Consider the following 17851-nt stretch of genomic DNA (forward strand, 5'->3'; position numbering starts at 1 on the left):
CCTCTGACAGCAGGTTTAACGGAGCCCAGCACCATGTACCGAGAGCGCCTGGTCAATACCCAGGTCCATTCAAACAGCGCCCGTCGTCTGCAACGCCTGCTGCTGGATTATCATGACTTTCGCCAGCATAAGGCGGCCCACCCATTGCACCCCGACACGTTTGTTGTCGCCGACTGGCAGGCCGAGCGGCTAAAAGCAACCCATCGGGATCTGTACGAACATCCTGGCTATCACACCGGGCTGGAGTTTCTGCTGACCGACCTCTATGCGCCGGCAGGCATGACTCACAGGGATGACAATATCGACCGGGTCTTCCCCAAGATGGTGAAATGGTTGCCAGACAACCTGCTGGATACCTTTGCGGGACTGGTGGAACTGAACCTTTTGACTCAACGTCTGGATCTTGAGCTGGCAGAGCAGTTCGTAAGCAAGGGGCTCCGAACCGAATCACTGAGTGCTGAGCAGTATTGCGCCGCCTATCGTGAGGGCAACCAACAGCCTGCGCGGGAACGGCAAATCGAACTCGTGGCGGAAGTCGGGCAGCAGCTGGACCGCTATGTTCGCAATCGGACGCTGGGCTGGCTCCTCACCATGACCCGGACACCGGCAGACATGGCGGATCTCAGCGATCTACACGACTTCCTGCACCGGGGATACAACGCGTTCCGCAAAATGGATGACGTGAACACTCTGATCGACAGGCTGGTTATCCGTGAGCGACGGGTCATGGAAAACATTCTGACAGGTCACCCGGAACCTTTCCGATTGCCGGGTGACCTGTAGCCCTCAACCGTTACCGACGATCTGATCCAGCTGACTGTGAATTTCCTGCTCGATTTTGGATTTGAAGGGCCTCAACAACATACCGAGCTCAAGGTGAATGTGCAGATCGGCGTGATCAATCGTCAGTTGTCCCTTGACGCCACTGCGCTTGAACCGAAGCACGTCCCCTTCCCACTGATAATTGACGTCGAACTGTTTTGACAGATCCTGGGCCAGGGTTTCAGCCGCCTGACGGGCGTGAGCCTTGTCGAGACTGTGGGGGCGGTGTACATCAATGACAGACATGAATCAGTTTTCTCTCGGAAATTGAACGGTTTTACAGTGTAAGGCCGGATTAAACTTGCCGCTACCCTTGTCGCGCCCCCCCCAACCGTTAGAATACGGGGTTCAGATTCAGACAGGACATCTCTCATGAGCGAACAACAAACGCCAACTGGTCAGGCCGCGAACGGCCAGAATCAGGATGACGTCACCCATTTCGGCTTTCGCAACGTCCCCAAGAGCCAGAAGGCTGGCCAGGTTGCCGAAGTGTTTCACAGTGTGGCCGGCAAGTACGACCTCATGAACGACCTCATGTCCATGGGCATTCATCGTCTCTGGAAGCGTTTTACCATTGAGCTTTCAGGCGTCCGCACTGGCCATCAGGTTCTCGACATTGCTGGCGGCACCGGTGACCTGACCATGAAGTTCTCGGACCTGGTCGGCCCAACCGGCAAAGTCGTTCTCGCAGACATCAATGCCTCCATGCTACAGGTCGGCCGCAGCCGTCTGACAGATCGCGGCTATGCCGGCAATATCGAATACGTTCAGGCCGACGCTGAGCACCTGCCATTCCCGGATAACAGCTTCAATGCGGTCTCCATTGCCTTCGGTCTGCGAAACGTCACCGACAAGGACCAGGCCCTCCGGGATATGACCCGCGTCCTCAAACCCGGCGGCAAGCTCATGGTTCTCGAGTTTTCCAAGCCGACAAATCCACTGCTCAGCAAGGCGTATGACACATACTCCTTCAGTGCTCTGCCGCTTATGGGCCAATTGATTGCCGGCGACAGCGAAAGCTACAAGTACCTGGCGGAATCCATCCGGATGCACCCGGATCAGGACACCCTGAAGGGCATGATGGAAAATGCCGGCCTGGTTAACTGCAAATACCACAACATGACCGGCGGCATCGTTGCCCTGCACGTGGGAATCAAACCCTGATGTTTCCCGGCCCCACCCTGCTCGCCGCCGTGTCGGCAATCGTCGAGGGCGCTCTCAATCGCGCCCTCGCGCTGGATCCGGCCGGCCACAAAGCGCTGCTTGAGGCATTGCAGGGGCCGGTGCAGTTCAACGTCACCGCTCCTGTTCAGCTCACCTACGCCCTCCATCGGGTAGGCGAGCAGGTCAAGGTCAGCAGCCAGCCCGCTGATGCGCCCGCGCTGGAGATCAGCGGCCCTCCCGTTGCCTTCGCCGCCCTCGCCCTCGGGGACGACGGCGTATTCAATGACGGCCGCCTTAATGTGACAGGCGATACAGCTCTGGCCCACCAGCTCCAGCGGGCGCTTAATACGCTTGATCCGGACTGGGAGGCGGCCATGGCCAGCCACCTTGGCGATATCCCCGCTCACTTTTTGGGGAAACGCATCCGCAACGCCGTCAAGTGGAGTCGCCAGGCATTCGATTCCATGAATGCCAACCTTGAGGAATACGTGCATGAGGAAAGCCGCGTGCTTCCGGGACGCCGCGAGCTGGATGCCACCTTTGAGGACATCGACGACCTGAGCCTCAGGACCGAACGCCTGGAGGCCCGCCTGAAAGTCATGGAAAACCGCGGCAAGACCGACACACCGGAGAACACGTGACCCGCCTGCAACGCCTGATTCGAATCGCCTGGGTATTCTGCCGCTACCGGCTGGACACCTTCCTGCCGCTATCAGAGCTGCCGGGCCCCTTGAAGGTCTTTTTCCTTCTGGCTCCCTGGCACCTGTTCCCCCAGCCCAAACTCAGTCGTGGTGATCGTCTGCGCCTGGCGCTGGAAGAACTGGGGCCGGTCTTCGTCAAGTTCGGGCAGATCCTTTCCACCCGTCGCGACTTGCTGCCGGACGATATGGCGGAGTCCCTCAAGCACCTGCAGGATCGGGTTCCGCCATTCCCCAGCGAGACTGCGCGGCAGATTATCGAAACCTCCCTGGGAGCGCCGGTTTCCGAACTCTTCAGCGAGTTCAGCCCTGATCCGATGGCATCGGCCTCCGTGGCCCAGGTTCATGCAGCCCGGCTTCCCAACGGCCAGAACGTCGTGGTCAAGGTCCTCCGGCCCGGCATCGAGCGGGTGATCCGCCAGGATCTCGCCCTGATGTACCTGATGGCGCGGCTGCTGGAAAAATACTGGTCCGAGGGTAAACGCCTGCACCCGGTGGAGGTGGTTGCCGATTACGACTCCACCATCCATGACGAGCTGGACCTGCAGCGGGAGGCAGCCAACGCCAGCCAGCTGCGCAGGAACTTCGAGAACTCGTCGCTGATCTACATTCCCTTCATCGACTGGAACTACACCCGCAAATCCGTTCTGGTCATGGAGCGTATCCACGGCATCCCCATCGCCGATGTGCCGGCCCTGAACGCGGCCGGTGTCAACATGAAGCTGCTGGCCGAAAAAGGCGTGGAGATCTTTTTCACCCAGGTCTTCCGGGACAGTTTTTTCCATGCGGACATGCACCCGGGTAACATTTTTGTGGACGTCAGCAACCCTGCGGATCCCAAATACATTGCCATCGACTTCGGCATTGTCGGCACCCTGGCACCGGACGATCAGAGCTATCTCGCCCGCAATCTGCTGGCCTTCTTCCGTCGCGACTACCGTCAGGTGGCCCAGCTGCACATCCAGTCCGGCTGGGTACCGCCGGAAACCCGGATCAACGAGTTCGAGGCCGCCATCCGAACCGTCTGCGAGCCCATTTTCGAAAAGCCGCTGAAAGACATTTCCTTCGGCCACTTCCTGCTGCGTCTGTTCCAGACGGCACGGCGCTTCAACATGGAAGTGCAGCCCCAGCTGGTCCTGCTGCAGAAGACCCTGCTGAATGTTGAGGGTCTCGGTCGACAACTCTATCCGGATCTCGACCTCTGGAGCACGGCTCAGCCATTTCTGGAAAGCTGGATGCGCAAGCGCATCGGCCCCTCTGGTCTGATCAAGTCCCTGCAAAGTCACTTGCCATCCTGGCTGGAGCAGTCACCGGAGATGCCGCAACTGGTTCACGACGCGCTTCTGCAACTCCGTCACACAGGACCAACGGAACAGCAGAACAACGCCTCCCTGGAGCTTCTGAGGGAACAACAGATACGCGCGGACCGGCGATGGCGTCGCGGCATTGTGGCCGCCATGCTGGTGGCAGGCGCCCTCGTCGGCACCCAACCCGAAGCCATCACCTGGATTCAGAGCACGCCACCCTGGACCTGGGCATTGCTGGGGGCCGCCGGCATACTGGTGCTCCGGGGCAGCCGATAACATTCAAAGCGATCAGGATTCACGAACATGCAAAACTCCTCCGATACTGTCGATAACCCTGGCTGGCTGGACGCCATCCGCTGGAACGCCGACGGCCTGGTTCCTGCCATCGCCCAGGATGCCGAAAGCGGCGACATTCTCATGATGGCCTGGATGAACCGGGAATCCCTGCGCCTTACCGCAGAGGAAGGTCATGCGATCTACTGGTCCCGCTCCCGAGGCAAACTGTGGCGCAAAGGGGAAACGTCGGGGCATCAACAGGTGATCAAGGATATTCGCCTCGACTGTGACGAGGATGTCATACTGCTGAAGGTGGAACAGAAAGGCGGCATCGCCTGCCATACCGGACGACGCAGCTGCTTTTACCGGACCCTGAAAGACGGCGAATGGACCAGCGTCGAGCCCGTCCTGAAAGACCCGGATGCCATCTACGGCAGTAACTGAATAGGAGCAAGCAAGTTGAGTGACGTACTGGTACGCCTGGCGCAGGTGCTCGAAGAGAGAAAGAACGCCGATCCGGATAAATCCTATGTGGCCAGCCTGCACGCCAAAGGCCTGAACAAGATTCTTGAAAAGGTCGGTGAAGAGTGCACGGAAACCCTCCTCGCCGCCAAGGATGCGGAACACTCTGGCGAAAACGACGATGTGATCTATGAGACTGCGGATCTCTGGTTTCATAGCATGGTCATGTTGTCCCGCCTTGGCCTTGGACCGACAGAGGTGCTGGACGAGCTGGCACGTCGATTCGACCTGTCCGGTCTGGAAGAGAAGGCGTCACGGAGCAAATAATCAGCTACCTCTTACGGGGGGCTCCGCACTCGCGCGCTGATAACGTACAATGCAACAAAATGGCAACATCAAGACGAGGACCCCGTAATGGGTATCAGCATCTGGCAACTTTTAATTGTACTGGGCATTGTGATCCTGTTGTTCGGAACCAAGAAACTGCGCAACATCGGCACTGACCTCGGTGGTGCCATTCGCGGCTTCAAGAAGTCCATGAACGAGGATGACCAGAAGACCGCAGACCAGGACAACCTGGAACAAGACAACCAGGCGCAGAACCAGCAGGCGAACGCTGACGACAAGCAACGGGACAAGTCCCACAGCTGAGACTGGCTGAATGTTCGATATCGGCTTCCTTGAGCTGCTGATTTGCGGCATCATCGCCCTGCTCGTGCTGGGCCCGGAACGTCTACCGACGGCAGCAAGGGCTGCCGGTCGGTGGATTGGCGGTGCCCGTCGCATGGTCAACCAGTTCACCTCGGAACTGGATCGGCAGCTCAAAGCAGAAGAACTCCGCGAAGAGCTTCGCAAGGCCGGGGATGTGGGCCTGGATGATGTCCAGAGCACAGTCCGGGGTGCACTGGACGAAGCCCGTCAGTATGAACACATGATTCTGTCCGACGACAAACCCCGGAACGCCACACCATCCCCGGATACGCGCAAAACAGCCGGGAAAGATGACCAAGACACCTCAAGCACCGAACAGGCTCCCCCGGAAAACCGTTCATGACTTCACAGCCAACCGGCAACCAACACCCGCCCGAGCAGCAGGAAATGCCCCTCGTTGAGCACCTGCTGGAGTTGCGAAACCGTCTGCTCAAGATGGTTCTCGCCGTCGTCATCTGCTTTGCGGTTATCTACCCGTTTGCCAACGAACTCTACCTGTGGCTCTCGCAACCGCTTCGGGAACTTCTGCCCGTTGGCCAGACCATGATCGCCACCGATGTGACCTCCCCTTTCTTTGCGCCACTGAAGCTGGCACTGGTGGTGGCATTGTTCGCGGCAATACCAATCATTCTGTACCAGCTCTGGAGTTTTGTGGCGCCGGGTCTCTACGCCCATGAGAAGCGACTGGCCTTCCCACTGCTGTTTACCTCGGTGCTGTTGTTCTATGCCGGGGCCGCCTTTGCGTATTTCGTGGTCTTCCCACTGGTATTTGGTTTCTTTACCGCCATTGGTCCGGAGGGCATTGTTGAGCTGCCAGACATCAGCAGCTACCTGAACTTCGTATTGAAAATGTTCTTCGCTTTCGGCGTGGCCTTCGAAATTCCCATTGCCACGGTGCTTCTGATCCTGACCGGTGCCACCACCCCGGAGGATCTGGCCGCCAAACGTCCTTATGTGGTGGTTGCCTGCTTTATCATCGGCATGCTTCTGACTCCACCAGATATCATTTCCCAGACCCTGCTCGCCGTGCCCATGTGGGTGCTGTTTGAATTTGGCATCATCTTTGGCCGCCTGGCCCGCAGGGACAAGGACGCCCCCGAACAAGACGAGTCCGCCAGCGAATGAACCTCGCGCTGCTCTTCGACGAGGATTTCATCGACGAGAATCGTGCACGCCTGACCGGCCGGCGGCTGGAACACCTGCGCAGCATTCTCAAGACCGACGCGGGCGAGAGCATTACCGTTGGCCGCGTCAACGGGAACATGGGCACCGGGCGCGTCGTCCGGTTGACCGAGTCCGAAGCGGAACTGGAGATCTCGCTCAGCACGCCCCCGCCAGCGCCCCTGCCTTTGACACTGGTTCTCGCCATGCCCCGGCCGAAAATGTTCCGCCGTGTGTTGCAGACCTGCGCCACGCTGGGCGTAAAAGACATCTGGCTGATCAACAGCTACAAGGTGGAAAAGAGTTTCTGGCAGACGCCCTGGTTATCCGATGACAACCTTCGGGAGAACCTGACGCTGGGGCTGGAGCAGGCAAGGGACACCACTTTGCCCAGCGTCCATATTCGCAAGCGCTTCAAGCCCTTTGTGGAAGACGAACTACCTGCGCTGCTTTCCGGAAAGCACGCCCTGGTCGCGCATCCCGGCACGGACACACCCTGCCCGACACATCTGAACGCGCCGACGGCCCTGTGCATCGGTCCAGAAGGCGGATTCATTCCTTATGAAGTCGAGAAATTGCAGGAAGCTGGCTGCCAGGCAGTCCATCTCGGCGCCCGTATTCTTCGTGTCGAAACCGCCGTTCCAGTGCTGGTAAGCCGCCTGTTCGACGCCAGCCTCTGAACACCCGGATCAGCCAGCCCCGGCCGAACGCCGATTCCAGAGCTTGATCAGCGGCGTCAGAACCGCCACCAGGACAGCCCCCGCCAGCACACCGAACATGCCGTTTGCGAGCGTTGGTATCAGCCCGGCGGCAATACTCCCAAAGCCCTCAGCAAAGTGATGAATGGCATTGTAGATCGGGGGCAGGCCGTGGGTCAGGATACCGCCGCCGACCAGAAACATGGCGATGGTGCCCAACACGGACAGGGTTTTCATCATGTAGGGCGCCAGCCACAGAATGGCCCGCCCAACCTTTTGGGTGAATTCACCGTCCCGTTGGCTCAGGTACAATCCGCCATCGTCCAGCTTGACGATGCCCGCCACCAGGCCGTAGACGCCGACGGTGATCATGACAGCAACCACCGTGAGAACCAGGAACTGCAGTCCGATGCTCTCGCCGGCCACCGTTCCCAGGGTGATAGCAATAATCTCAGCAGACAGAATGAAATCGGTCCGGATTGCCCCTTTGATCTTGTCTTTCTCCAGGGCTTTCAGATCCACATCGGGGTTCTTCAGGGCTTCCGTGAGCTCGGATTTGTGCTCGGCGTCCGCCTGACCGTGAAGGAACTTGTGGGCCAGCTTCTCAAAGCCCTCAAAACAGAGAAAGGCTCCCCCCAGCATCAGCAACGGCGTGACCAGCCAGGGCACAAAAAAACTGATCGCCAGGGCGGCGGGCACCAGTATTGCCTTGTTGACCAGCGACCCTTTGGCAACGGCCCAAACCACCGGCAATTCGCGAGCCGGCTTCACGCCCGTCACCTGCTGCGCATTCAGTGCCAGGTCGTCACCAAGAACTCCGGCGGTTTTCTTGGTGGCGGTTTTGGTCATCAATGAGACATCGTCCAGAATCGTGGCGATGTCATCAATCAGGGCGAGCAGACTGCTTCCTGCCATGAGTGGGCTTCCTTAAACGTTCCGGTTTTGATCGCCCGAGTGTATCCGAAACGAGACCCGATCAGGAACCCAGCCTTTTCAGTGCCCCCACCACATCGTTCAACGTAGACTCTCCCACAAGCTGCTGGCTTGGAGCCTCTGGCTGACCATTGAAGAACAGAACCGCAGGCGGACCAGGTACGCGCCAGCTTTCCAGTTGCACTTTCTGGGCCTCGGAAAAATCCGTAACATCCAGCTTGATAAAGCGCACCCGATCCGACCACGCCATCACATCCCCGGTACTGAAGACTTCTTCATCCATCACTTTGCAGCTGATGCACCAGTCGGCGTAGACATCCACCATAACGGGCTGCCCCTGGCGAATCGCGGCCTGCAAACGGCCCACATCCTCGATAACCTCGAACCGCTCGGCCGGCACACTGGCCTCGGTCGCGGCTACACCCACGCCCGACAGAGGCTGCCATACCGAGCCCTGCCCCCGGGCAGCACCAATCACCAACAGCAGGCCCCAAAGAGACAACAGCACACCCGCCGTTTTGCGTGACCCCGTCCAGCCCGATGTCACCTTATCCAGTGCGCCCAGCTGAATACCACACCACAGCAACAGGGCACCCCAGAGAGCCAGGCTCGCGGATTCCGGGATGATCCGCTCGACCAGACCGATCGCCACAACCAGCAAGCCGACACCAAACAGCTGCTTGACCCGCTCCATCCATACGCCTGCCTTGGGCAGGATCCGTGCCCCCGTGGTACCAATCAGGATCAGCGGCACCCCCATGCCCAATGCCATGGCAAACAGGGCTCCGCCACCAATCACGGCATCACCGGTGGTGGAAATATAAAGCAGGGCGCCCGCCAGGGGCGCCGATACACAGGGAGATACCACGAGCGCAGAGATCAGCCCCATGAGCGCCACCCCAAACCACTGTCCACCTTTCGATTTCTGACCAAGGCGATCCAGGCGATCCCTCAGTGCCGCCGGCAACTGCAGTTCATACAGCCCGAACATGGACATTGCCAAGAGCACAAACAGGACCGCAAACACAATGATCACGGCCGGCTGCTGCATGGCTGCCTGGAGATTCGCCCTGGCACCAAGGTATCCCACCGCGACACCGAGCGCCGTATAGGTCGATGCCATCCCGAGCACATACGCAACCGACAGCGAGAACCCCCGGGTCATGGATGCCGGCTGATTCTGGCCAACAATGATGCTGGAGAGAATCGGCACCATCGGCAGCACGCACGGCGTGAATGTCAGCCCCAGGCCCAGAAGAAAGAAGGTCCCCAGGATCACCGGCAGCCCGGCACTGCTCAGCAGCCCCGCCAGGCCCTCAGCTTCACTGCCGCCTTCGCCAGCATCCCCGGTTGGTAATGGCAAGACCGATGCTGATGAGGCTTGGGCTGTGTCTGCGACCGGGGCCGGAGCCGCCGGACCAAACGTCACCGTGCGGGTCTGCGGCGGATAGCACAGACCCGCTTCCGCGCACCCCTGGTACCGGTACCGGATCTCGGTCGGCGCTTCCAGAGCGAGTGGCGCTCGCCAACCGGCTTGCTCATGAAACACTGCCTGTTCGCCAAACCAGGGATCGTTCTTGATTTCCGGCTCAACGGTAAAGCTCCCGGCAATGTCCTTATCTCCCCGGGATACGGCGATCCGGGACTGGTACAGGTAATAACCGGGAGCAATGTCCCAGGTCAGCGCCAGTTCTCCGTCCCGATATTGCGCCTCAGCCTGGAACGCCTCGTCGACTGGCAGGAACTCCTCCTCTTCATCCGCAGCCACTGCTGGCACCGAGACCAGAGCCATTAACAGGCAAAACAGTATCCCCACATCCGGGATCATTCGGGCCAGTTGCCCAAAGGGCAGAGGGGGACAATGCTTTTGCGTCATAACAGTTCTCCGGGAAACGAATTCAGATACATCGGGTTTCAGTATCTCTGGCAAGCCTTAAGCCTTCCTTAAGCTTCCCCCCATACACTGGTTTCAGTTATCTACCGGAGCCTTGCCTATGACACTGATCACACTTTCGCCGCTTCGCCAGCTTGGCGCGGCCACCACGCTCGCACTGGCCATCGGCCTCCCCGCCCTGGCCCAGGCTGCGGAGCCCGCGCCTGCACTGGAGCTTCCAACCCAGAAAGGCACCGTCAGTCTTGAAGATCTCAAAGGCAAGGTCGTGCTTCTCGACTTCTGGGCGTCCTGGTGTGGCCCCTGCCGCCAGTCTTTCCCCTGGATGAACGACATGCAGGCCAAGTATGGCGATCAGGGCTTTGAAGTGGTTGCAGTCAACCTGGATCAGGATGAAAACGCAGCGGCCACGTTCCTGGACCAGATTCCGGCCAACTTCACCGTCGCCTACGACGCGGAAGGGAAAACCCCGGAGGCCTATGAGGTGATGGGCATGCCCAGCGCCTACCTGATTGACCGCAATGGCAACATCCACAGCCAGCACATCGGTTTTCACAATGACCGCAAGGAAAGTTACGAAGAGGATATTCGTAGCCTTCTGAGCGCTGCACAGAACTGACAAGGAGAGACTCATGTCCTTCAGCAACTGGTTCACCCGTCGCCGTCTCCGGCAGGCGGCCACACTGCTGACGATCTCGGCAACCCTGGCAGCCGCCGGCTGCAGCAATCTGGGCGTCAAACCCTGGGAACGGGATCTGTTGGCAGAACCCGACATGCAGCTGACCGTCTCAGGCGTTGATGCCGGCCTGGATGATCACATTTATTTCAGTAAGGAAGCGTCCAGCGGTGGGCGTGGGTTTGGCGGAGGAGGCTGCGGATGCAACTGATCAACGATAAGAAGAATGGCAAACCGGTCGGGCGTGCGTTGGCCACGGCAACCTGTGCCTTGCTGGGCGTTCAGGCCACCACGGCCATGGCCAAGGATCAACCCGGTGAGTGGGATGTCGAGACCGCTCTGCTGGTTTACTCGGAAACCGACGATCGGGTTCAGGCCGCGGAGCCTGTCATCAGCGCTACCCGGAACTTCGATGGTGACAAGAAACTGAACTTGAAGCTGGTGGCAGACACCCTGACCGGTGCTTCGCCCTCTGGTGCAACACCCAGCGATCTGGTGCAGACCTTCACCCGGCCCTCAGGCATCGGCAACTATACCGTAGAGGCAGGCGAGGCGCCGCTGGATGACAGCTTCAAGGATACCCGTGTGGCGGTATCCGGCTCCTGGACGGCCCCGCTGAATCGCGACTACACCTATTCCGTGGGCGCTTATGGTTCCCGGGAGTATGACTACATTTCCACGGCGGTAAACGGCAGCCTCACACGCTATCTGAACAACAAGAACACTACCCTGACCGGCGGCCTCTCGCTGGGCATGGATCTGATAGATCCCGTCGGTGGTGCTCCGATCGGCCTGTCACGCATGGCCCTGCGAGCCAACAATACAGAGGCCCAGTTCGACCAGGAATTCGCGGCTACCCGCGAGAGCGATGACACCAAGACCCTCGTTGACGCCCTGTTCGGCGTTACACAGGTGATCAACCGCCGCACACTGATGCAATTTAACTACGGTGTCAGCTACTCAAGCGGTTACCTCACCGACCCGTACAAGATCCTGAGCGTGATCGATGAAGCCGCGGGCGCCAACTATGGCGGCAATCTCATCGGTGCCGATGGTAATCCGATCTATCTCTATGAAGAGCGTCCGGATACCCGGATGAAGCACTCCCTTTACTGGCAGACCAAATACATGCTGGAGAACGGGGACGTCATGGACGGTTCTTACCGGTTCATGGTGGATGACTGGGGCATTACCTCCCACACCATCGACCTGAAATACCGTTGGCGACTGAGCAACAGCTATCTGGAACCCCATTTCCGGTACTACATGCAGTCCGAAGCGGATTTCTACAAACGCTATCTGACCGAGAGCGAATACAACGGCGGTGTGCCGACGGTCTCGGAAGCCAGTGCGGATTACCGGTTGGGCGAACTCACCGGTATGACCTTCGGTGCCAAGTGGGGCTACCGCCTGGATGAAGACCGGGAGCTGGCAATCCGCGCCGAGTACATGATCCAGAGTAATGATGGTGATGAAGGCTTTGGCAAGCTCACCAACCACGATCTGTACCCGGACACCAACGCCATGTGGCTGCAGCTCAGCTATAATTTCTGATAACTGCCATAGCCACTAATTTGCCCCGCGCTCTCCCGTTTCTCTTCAGGGAAAGCGCGGGGCATTTGTTCAGGACACCATGACCAGCATCACCATTCCCGCCACGGATAATCCAGCACATCACCCTGACCCTACGCTTCAGGGTTCCGGTCGCCAATGGCAGGGCCGGTTCGAGGCTATGGCCAGTCCTTGCGAAATCCTGCTGGAAAACGTAAATGAGGCCGAGGCGAGAGAAGCACTCCAGTTTGCAGCCCGGGAAACCTGGCGCATGGAGCACAAGTTTTCGCGATACGTAGCCGGCAACCCGGTAGACCGGATCAATCAAAGCCATGGAACTCCCATCCACGTTGATAACGAAATGGCCCTGATGCTGGACTACGCCGCCCAGTGCTTTGAGCTCAGTGACGGACGTTTTGATATCACCTCAGGCGTGCTTCGACGAGCCTGGAAATTCGATGGCGGAAACCATCTGCCCGACAGAAGCGAGACAGATGCGCTGCTTCGACTCGTGGGGTGGAACCGGGTTCAGTGGGAGAAGCCTTCCCTGACACTGCCTGACGGCATGGAAATCGACTTCGGCGGTATTGGCAAAGAATACGCCGTGGACCGGATACTGCTGGATCTTAACCGCATATTGCCAGAACAAGCCTCCGTACTCGTTAATTTCGGCGGAGATCTCGCCTGCAACGGCCCCCGAGCCAACGGCAACGCCTGGGTGGTTGGTGTCGAAGACCACAAGAAACTGAGCGACAGCACCGAAACGCTTTCACTGCGTGGAGGCGCGCTGGCCACCAGCGGCGACAGCCGGCGATACCTGATCAACAACGGCGTTCGCTACGGTCATATCCTGGATCCGCGCACCGGGTGGCCAATCCCGGATGCGCCTCACAGCGTAACCGTAGCGGCTCCCACGTGCACGCTGGCCGGCATGCTCGCCACCTTCGCCATGCTTCAGGGCGGCGAAGCGGAAGCGTTTCTGCAAGAACAGCAGGTTCCGTTCTGGGTACAGCGATCCTGAGGCGGGGCTAGCGCCTGATTCCCATGGCCTCGGCCGCAATCCGGTTCTTGATAGGGCCAAGCTGATCAAGCCAACGCATCCCGGTATTGCGCAGCCAGCGTAGCGGCAGTTCATCACGGGCAAACAGCTGCTTGAACGCTTCCATCGCGGCCATCATGGTCAGGTTCTCACCCTTGCGCCGGCGCTGGAAGCGGGCCAGCACGCTAACGTTGCCGGGGCTGAGCCGACCTCGCCTGGCTCGGGACAACTCGTCCAGCAGCGCGGCCACGTCACCATAGCCGAGATTGGCCCCCTGTCCCGCCAGCGGATGAATCGTATGGGCCGCATCGCCCACCAGCGCAAAGCCCGGGGCAATGTAATCCTTGGCATGGCGCTGCCTGAGCGGGAACGCAAATCGCCTCGATACGGTTTCCACGGCACCAAGCTGACGCTCAATCGCCTGCTCCAGTTCAATCCGGAAGGCCGAATCGTCCAGCGCCATGAGACGGCGCGCTTCATGAGTGTCCTGAGACCACACAATAGAGCAGTAGTGATCGTCGCCCTGTTCGTTTAGCAAGGGCAGGAACGCCAACGGCCCCGAGGGCGAGAATCGCTGCCAGGCGGTGTATTGATGGCGCTGGCTGGTTTTCACTGTGCAGACAATGGCCTGCTGATCATAATCCCATTCCCGGGTCGGTAAACCGACCCACTGGCGCAGCCGCGACTGAGCGCCATCGGCCGCCACCACCAACTGGGCCGACAGCTCGCGACCGTCTGCCAACTCCACCACTCGCCCGTTGGTGCCCGGCCGGCAACCAGCCACCTTTTCATCGTCCATGACGTCCACATCACTGGCCACCAGGGCGGCCATCAGGGCGCGGACGATATTGCGATTTTCGACAATTGTGCCCAGGGAGCGGGCCTGAAGCTCGGCAGAATCAAACTGGATACGCCCGGTTCCGTCGCCATCCCAGACCGTCATGGCTTGGTAGCCACAGTGGCGATGGGCACGGACCTCCCTCCAGACACCCAACGTCTCCAGCAACGTCTGACTGGCCAGCGAAATGGCGCTGACCCGGGGCTCAAAGTCATCAACGCCGCACGCAGGTGATGGCTCGGCTAACATATCCTCGCGGGCACTGGCTTCGAGCAACCCGACCTGCCAGCCCTGCCTCGACAGCCCCAGCGCAAGCGCCGAGCCAATCATGCCCGCACCAACCACCAACACATCGTATGTTTGGGATTTACTCATGTTCCATTTGCTCCCTGGACGCACTACCCGGGCTATGAATCACTGCACGACGCCCACCGGTTCCCATGGCTTTGCGCGCAAACCAGCGTTTGGCTCCAGGTAACAGATCAAGGCCAACCAGGCCGGCATCCCGGGCCGCCAGGACCGGTACGGAGCTATCCCCAAAGACACGGATCAGTGAATCCGAAAACTGCACGGTCTGCTGCCAGTCCTGGCGGTGCAGTTCCTGATACCGTCGCAAGACAGACAGGTCACCAATGGATTGCCCCGACGCATGGGCAACACGGAACTGCTCCACCAGAGTCATCAGGCCGCGCAGGGCCAGGTTGAATCCCTGCCCCGCAACCGGATGCAGTGCATGGGCAGCGTTACCCACCAGGGCAACGCCGGCGCGAACCGGTTCGTCCACTGTCGTCAGAGTGAGCGGGTAATGATTGCACTGACCGATGTGGGTAAAACGCCCCAACCGCCACCCGAAGCGATCCTGGAGGCGCCGACATTTTTCCGGATCCGACAGCGACAGAACCTGCTCAAGGTCCTGATCCGTGAGGGTCCACACCAAAGCCGACTGGGACCCGGCAAGGCTTGCAGAGCCGTGGGGTAGCAGCGCCATCGGTCCGGCATCGGTGAATCGTTCGTAGGCGGTAAACCGGTGACTGTCGCTGGTGCTCACGTTCGCAATCAGAGCATTCTGCCCATAGGCCTGCTGGCGAGTCTGGAAACCCAGCGTCTCCCTTAGCCCCGAGCGCCCGCCATCAGCAACCACCAGGCACTGAGCGGTCAGCGACCTAACCTCGGAGTTTTGCTTTATCGCGACGTCCACACCACCGGCGATGGGCGTCATATCAACCACTTCGCCAGGGGCTTGCCACTGCACGCCCGTGTCAAGCAGCTCGCGCATCAGGCACAGGCCCATCCAGCGGTTGTCCGCCACATAGCCCAAAGCCGGCTGGCCATGGCTTTCAGCATCCAGCCGGGTGGCGCCAAACCGCCCCCGATCTGATACATGGATGTGCTGAATCGGCGTCGCGTGTTCGGACAATCGCTGCCAGAGCCCCAGTTCCTCAAAAATCAGGCGAGAGCCCCAGGCCAGGGCCGTTGATCGGCTATCGTAACTGGGCTGGTAGTCGTCAGGTACCGCATCCGGTGACAACGGGAAGGACTCCACCACCGTCACCCGCAGATCGGGGACCGCGCGGGACAGTGCCAGTGCCAGGGTCGCGCCCGCAAGGCCGCCTCCGGCAATGATCAGATCGGTATCGGTTGTTGCCACAGGATTATTCCGCCATCAATGCTTCAATCTCGGCGACCGTTTTCGGGACTCCGTCGGTCAGCACCCGACAACCGTCCTTCGTCACTACGACATCGTCCTCGATGCGGATGCCAATGCCTCGCCATTTTTCATCCACGTCGGTGTTATCCGGCGCGACATAAAGACCGGGCTCAACGGTCAGCACCATGCCCGGTTCCAACTCCCGCCAGGCATCCCCGACCTTGTAGTCACCAACATCGTGAACATCCATGCCCAACCAGTGTCCGGTACGGTGCATGAAGAAGGGCTTATAGGCCTCGTCTGCAAGGGCCTCTTCAAGGGAACCACTCAGCAAGCCGAGGTCGATCAAGCCCCGGGTCAGCACCTTCAGAGCCGCCTCATGGGCGTGATTCCAGTGATTACCCGGCCTCACCGCCTCGATGGCCTCGTACTGAGCCGCCAGGACCACTTCGTACAGTGCGCGCTGCTCGGGGCTGAATTTGCCGCTGACCGGGAAAGTGCGGGTAATGTCGGAGGCATAACATTCCAGCTCGCAGCCCGCATCAATAAGCACCAGATCGCCCTCTTTCAGGGGCGCACTGTTCTCGATGTAATGCAGGATGCAGCCATTGGCCCCTCCACCGACAATCGACGGGTACGCCGTGGAGCGGGCGCCGTTATCCATGAAGGTGTGGATCAGTTCAGCTTCCAGGTTGTACTCGTAGCCGCCCCTGCGAGCCCGTTTCATCGCGCGGCAATGGGCTTCGGCACTGATGGCCCCCGCCTTGGCCATCACCTTGATTTCATTGGCACTCTTGTAGAGCCGGAGATCGTGGAGCATGTATTCCAGAGCGACAAATTCACCCGGCGGGTGCGCGCCCGTGCGAACTTTGCTGCGGATGGTCTTGACCCAGTCCATGACCCGGCTGTCGAAACTGTCGTCCTTGCCGAGGGGATAGTAGACCCGGCTGCGGCCTTCGATCATGCCAGGCAGGATATCGTCGATATCGGAGATCGGGAAAGCATCGTCCAACCCGAAGCGTTCGATGGCACCCTCGGGCCCTGCCAGGAAACCGTCCCACAGTTCTTTCTGTGGGTCCCTTTCCTTGCAGAACAGCACCGATTCCCCATGCTCACGGCCAGGGATCAGGGCCAGCACCGCTTCTGGCTCATCGAAACCGGTCAGATAATGGAAATCGCTGTCCTGGCGAAACGGATGCAGCACATCCCGGTTACGCACACGCTCCGGCGCGGCGGGAATAATGGCAATGCTCTCCGGCGCCATCCGCTCCATTAGCTTGCGGCGGCGTTCAGCGAATTCCTTGACGGGTATCATGGGCGACATAGGTTCTCCCGCGGCTCAGACGCTGCTCAATGCAGGGTCGGTGATTTGGAGTCCGGCGCTTCCGGCGCGTTGAATTCAGTGTATACAGCCAACGCTCCGAGACGGATGTATTCGGTAATCTCGAGGAGTTGCTGTTCGCTCTCCTCGTCGGCTTCTTCCTCATCGGAAAGCTGGCTGATCGCCACCATGTCCTCGATCAGCTCACGGATCTCGTCCGGTGCCTGTCCCAGGGATTCACCGGCAGCCAGCGCCATGCCTTCAAGAAAGCCACGCACCCAGGCCACAAGTGCCTCCAGACGCTGCTCAATGGCGTATTCGTCATCCGGCAGCAATGGATGGAAACTCATGTCCGCCGCCTTCAACAGCTCCAGGGTCTGCTCATAGGCCCGGTTCATGAAGGGCGCCAGATCCTCGGATTCCTCAATGGCGGCGTCGGGCAGTCCCATGTGTTCGCATACCATGGCCAACCAGTCAGGTTCTTCGATGCGATTGCCAGCAGCAAGACGGCCACAAAGGACGCCGTGCAGTTCGGACGGGTGACTGAATGCCTTGTGGGCAGTGAAAACGTTGGCCCAGCGCTCAAACTCTGCGGCGCGGGCAGCACCAGAGGTGTCAGCTTCTGACATGTACCGGAGCAATCCTGTGTTGTTGA

General features: G+C 59.6%; 21 protein-coding genes. 14 read left to right on the forward strand and 7 right to left on the reverse strand.

From position 1 onward, the window contains the following. Positions 1–33 precede the first annotated feature (33 nt). Positions 34–783: an FFLEELY motif protein gene (locus D777_RS12260; RefSeq protein ID WP_036132534.1), complete on the forward strand. Its 750-nt coding sequence runs from the start codon at positions 34–36 to the stop codon at positions 781–783. Positions 784–786: 3 nt separating this feature from the next. Here D777_RS12260 and D777_RS12265 read toward each other — a convergent pair whose 3' ends face one another. After that, complete coding sequence (locus D777_RS12265; RefSeq protein WP_036132536.1) at positions 787–1068, reverse strand: polyhydroxyalkanoic acid system family protein; 282 nt, start codon at positions 1066–1068, stop codon at positions 787–789. A gap of 126 nt (positions 1069–1194) precedes the next feature. Between D777_RS12265 and ubiE the strand changes: the two genes are divergently transcribed. The 9 genes from ubiE (at position 1195) to D777_RS12310 (ending at position 7281) form a co-directional block, all read left to right on the forward strand. Next, positions 1195–1986, forward strand: coding sequence for a bifunctional demethylmenaquinone methyltransferase/2-methoxy-6-polyprenyl-1,4-benzoquinol methylase UbiE (gene ubiE / locus D777_RS12270; RefSeq protein WP_036132539.1), 792 nt, complete (start codon positions 1195–1197; stop codon positions 1984–1986). Continuing rightward, a complete protein-coding gene (locus D777_RS12275) occupies positions 1986–2627 on the forward strand; it encodes a ubiquinone biosynthesis accessory factor UbiJ (RefSeq protein WP_036132540.1) in 642 nt (213 codons plus the stop codon). Before ubiE ends, D777_RS12275 begins: the two co-directional genes overlap by 1 nt. After that, positions 2624–4267, forward strand: a complete 1644-nt coding sequence (gene ubiB / locus D777_RS12280) for a ubiquinone biosynthesis regulatory protein kinase UbiB (protein ID WP_036132543.1) — start codon at positions 2624–2626, stop codon at positions 4265–4267. Before D777_RS12275 ends, ubiB begins: the two co-directional genes overlap by 4 nt. A gap of 27 nt (positions 4268–4294) precedes the next feature. Next, on the forward strand, positions 4295–4711 hold the full coding sequence (gene hisI, locus D777_RS12285; RefSeq protein WP_036132545.1) for a phosphoribosyl-AMP cyclohydrolase: 417 nt from the start codon (positions 4295–4297) through the stop codon (positions 4709–4711). Between the two features lie 15 nt (positions 4712–4726). Continuing rightward, positions 4727–5056, forward strand: a complete 330-nt coding sequence (locus D777_RS12290) for a phosphoribosyl-ATP diphosphatase (RefSeq protein ID WP_036132547.1) — start codon at positions 4727–4729, stop codon at positions 5054–5056. Between the two features lie 87 nt (positions 5057–5143). After that, positions 5144–5380, forward strand: a complete 237-nt coding sequence (tatA, locus tag D777_RS12295; protein WP_036132551.1) for a Sec-independent protein translocase subunit TatA — start codon at positions 5144–5146, stop codon at positions 5378–5380. Positions 5381–5390: 10 nt separating this feature from the next. After that, the gene (gene tatB, locus D777_RS12300; RefSeq protein ID WP_081849548.1) at positions 5391–5783 is read left to right on the forward strand and encodes a Sec-independent protein translocase protein TatB; all 393 of its coding nucleotides are present in this window, start codon (positions 5391–5393) and stop codon (positions 5781–5783) included. Beyond that, positions 5780–6565 carry a twin-arginine translocase subunit TatC gene (gene tatC, locus D777_RS12305; RefSeq protein ID WP_036132553.1) on the forward strand — a complete coding sequence of 262 codons (786 nt, stop codon included), beginning with the start codon at positions 5780–5782 and terminating at the stop codon, positions 6563–6565. Before tatB ends, tatC begins: the two co-directional genes overlap by 4 nt. Further along, entirely contained in the window at positions 6562–7281 is a 720-nt protein-coding gene (locus D777_RS12310) for a 16S rRNA (uracil(1498)-N(3))-methyltransferase (protein ID WP_036132556.1), read from the forward strand. Before tatC ends, D777_RS12310 begins: the two co-directional genes overlap by 4 nt. Positions 7282–7290: 9 nt before the next feature. Here D777_RS12310 and D777_RS12315 read toward each other — a convergent pair whose 3' ends face one another. Continuing rightward, on the reverse strand, positions 7291–8214 hold the full coding sequence (locus D777_RS12315) for a DUF808 domain-containing protein (RefSeq protein WP_036132560.1): 924 nt from the start codon (positions 8212–8214) through the stop codon (positions 7291–7293). A gap of 61 nt (positions 8215–8275) precedes the next feature. Next, positions 8276–10108 carry a protein-disulfide reductase DsbD gene (dsbD, locus tag D777_RS12320; RefSeq protein ID WP_051669085.1) on the reverse strand — a complete coding sequence of 611 codons (1833 nt, stop codon included), beginning with the start codon at positions 10106–10108 and terminating at the stop codon, positions 8276–8278. 118 nt (positions 10109–10226) lie between these two features. Between dsbD and D777_RS12325 the strand changes: the two genes are divergently transcribed. The 4 genes from D777_RS12325 (at position 10227) to D777_RS12340 (ending at position 13371) form a co-directional block, all read left to right on the forward strand. Continuing rightward, positions 10227–10742, forward strand: coding sequence for a TlpA family protein disulfide reductase (locus tag D777_RS12325; RefSeq protein ID WP_051669086.1), 516 nt, complete (start codon positions 10227–10229; stop codon positions 10740–10742). Positions 10743–10755: 13 nt separating this feature from the next. Beyond that, the gene (locus tag D777_RS12330) at positions 10756–11010 is read left to right on the forward strand and encodes a DUF4266 domain-containing protein (RefSeq protein ID WP_036132561.1); all 255 of its coding nucleotides are present in this window, start codon (positions 10756–10758) and stop codon (positions 11008–11010) included. After that, a complete protein-coding gene (locus D777_RS12335) occupies positions 11001–12353 on the forward strand; it encodes a DUF3570 domain-containing protein (RefSeq protein ID WP_036132562.1) in 1353 nt (450 codons plus the stop codon). The genes D777_RS12330 and D777_RS12335 overlap by 10 nt, the downstream gene beginning before the upstream one ends. A 79-nt stretch (positions 12354–12432) precedes the next feature. Then, complete coding sequence (locus D777_RS12340) at positions 12433–13371, forward strand: FAD:protein FMN transferase (protein ID WP_081849549.1); 939 nt, start codon at positions 12433–12435, stop codon at positions 13369–13371. Between the two features lie 7 nt (positions 13372–13378). Here D777_RS12340 and D777_RS12345 read toward each other — a convergent pair whose 3' ends face one another. Genes D777_RS12345 through D777_RS12360 form a run of 4 tightly spaced genes read right to left on the reverse strand, consistent with a single transcriptional unit; the run spans position 13379 to position 17825 of the window. After that, a complete protein-coding gene (locus D777_RS12345) occupies positions 13379–14602 on the reverse strand; it encodes a UbiH/UbiF/VisC/COQ6 family ubiquinone biosynthesis hydroxylase (protein WP_036132563.1) in 1224 nt (407 codons plus the stop codon). Then, positions 14595–15875, reverse strand: a complete 1281-nt coding sequence (gene ubiH, locus D777_RS12350; protein ID WP_036132565.1) for a 2-octaprenyl-6-methoxyphenyl hydroxylase — start codon at positions 15873–15875, stop codon at positions 14595–14597. The genes D777_RS12345 and ubiH overlap by 8 nt, the downstream gene beginning before the upstream one ends. A 4-nt stretch (positions 15876–15879) precedes the next feature. Beyond that, positions 15880–17199: a Xaa-Pro aminopeptidase gene (gene pepP / locus D777_RS12355; protein WP_036132567.1), complete on the reverse strand. Its 1320-nt coding sequence runs from the start codon at positions 17197–17199 to the stop codon at positions 15880–15882. A gap of 26 nt (positions 17200–17225) precedes the next feature. Further along, positions 17226–17825 carry a UPF0149 family protein gene (locus tag D777_RS12360; RefSeq protein ID WP_036132568.1) on the reverse strand — a complete coding sequence of 200 codons (600 nt, stop codon included), beginning with the start codon at positions 17823–17825 and terminating at the stop codon, positions 17226–17228. Between the last annotated feature and the right edge of the window lie 26 nt (positions 17826–17851).

Origin of the sequence: Marinobacter nitratireducens (genome assembly GCF_000708045.1) — a bacterium.
GTDB lineage: Bacteria > Pseudomonadota > Gammaproteobacteria > Pseudomonadales > Oleiphilaceae > Marinobacter > Marinobacter nitratireducens.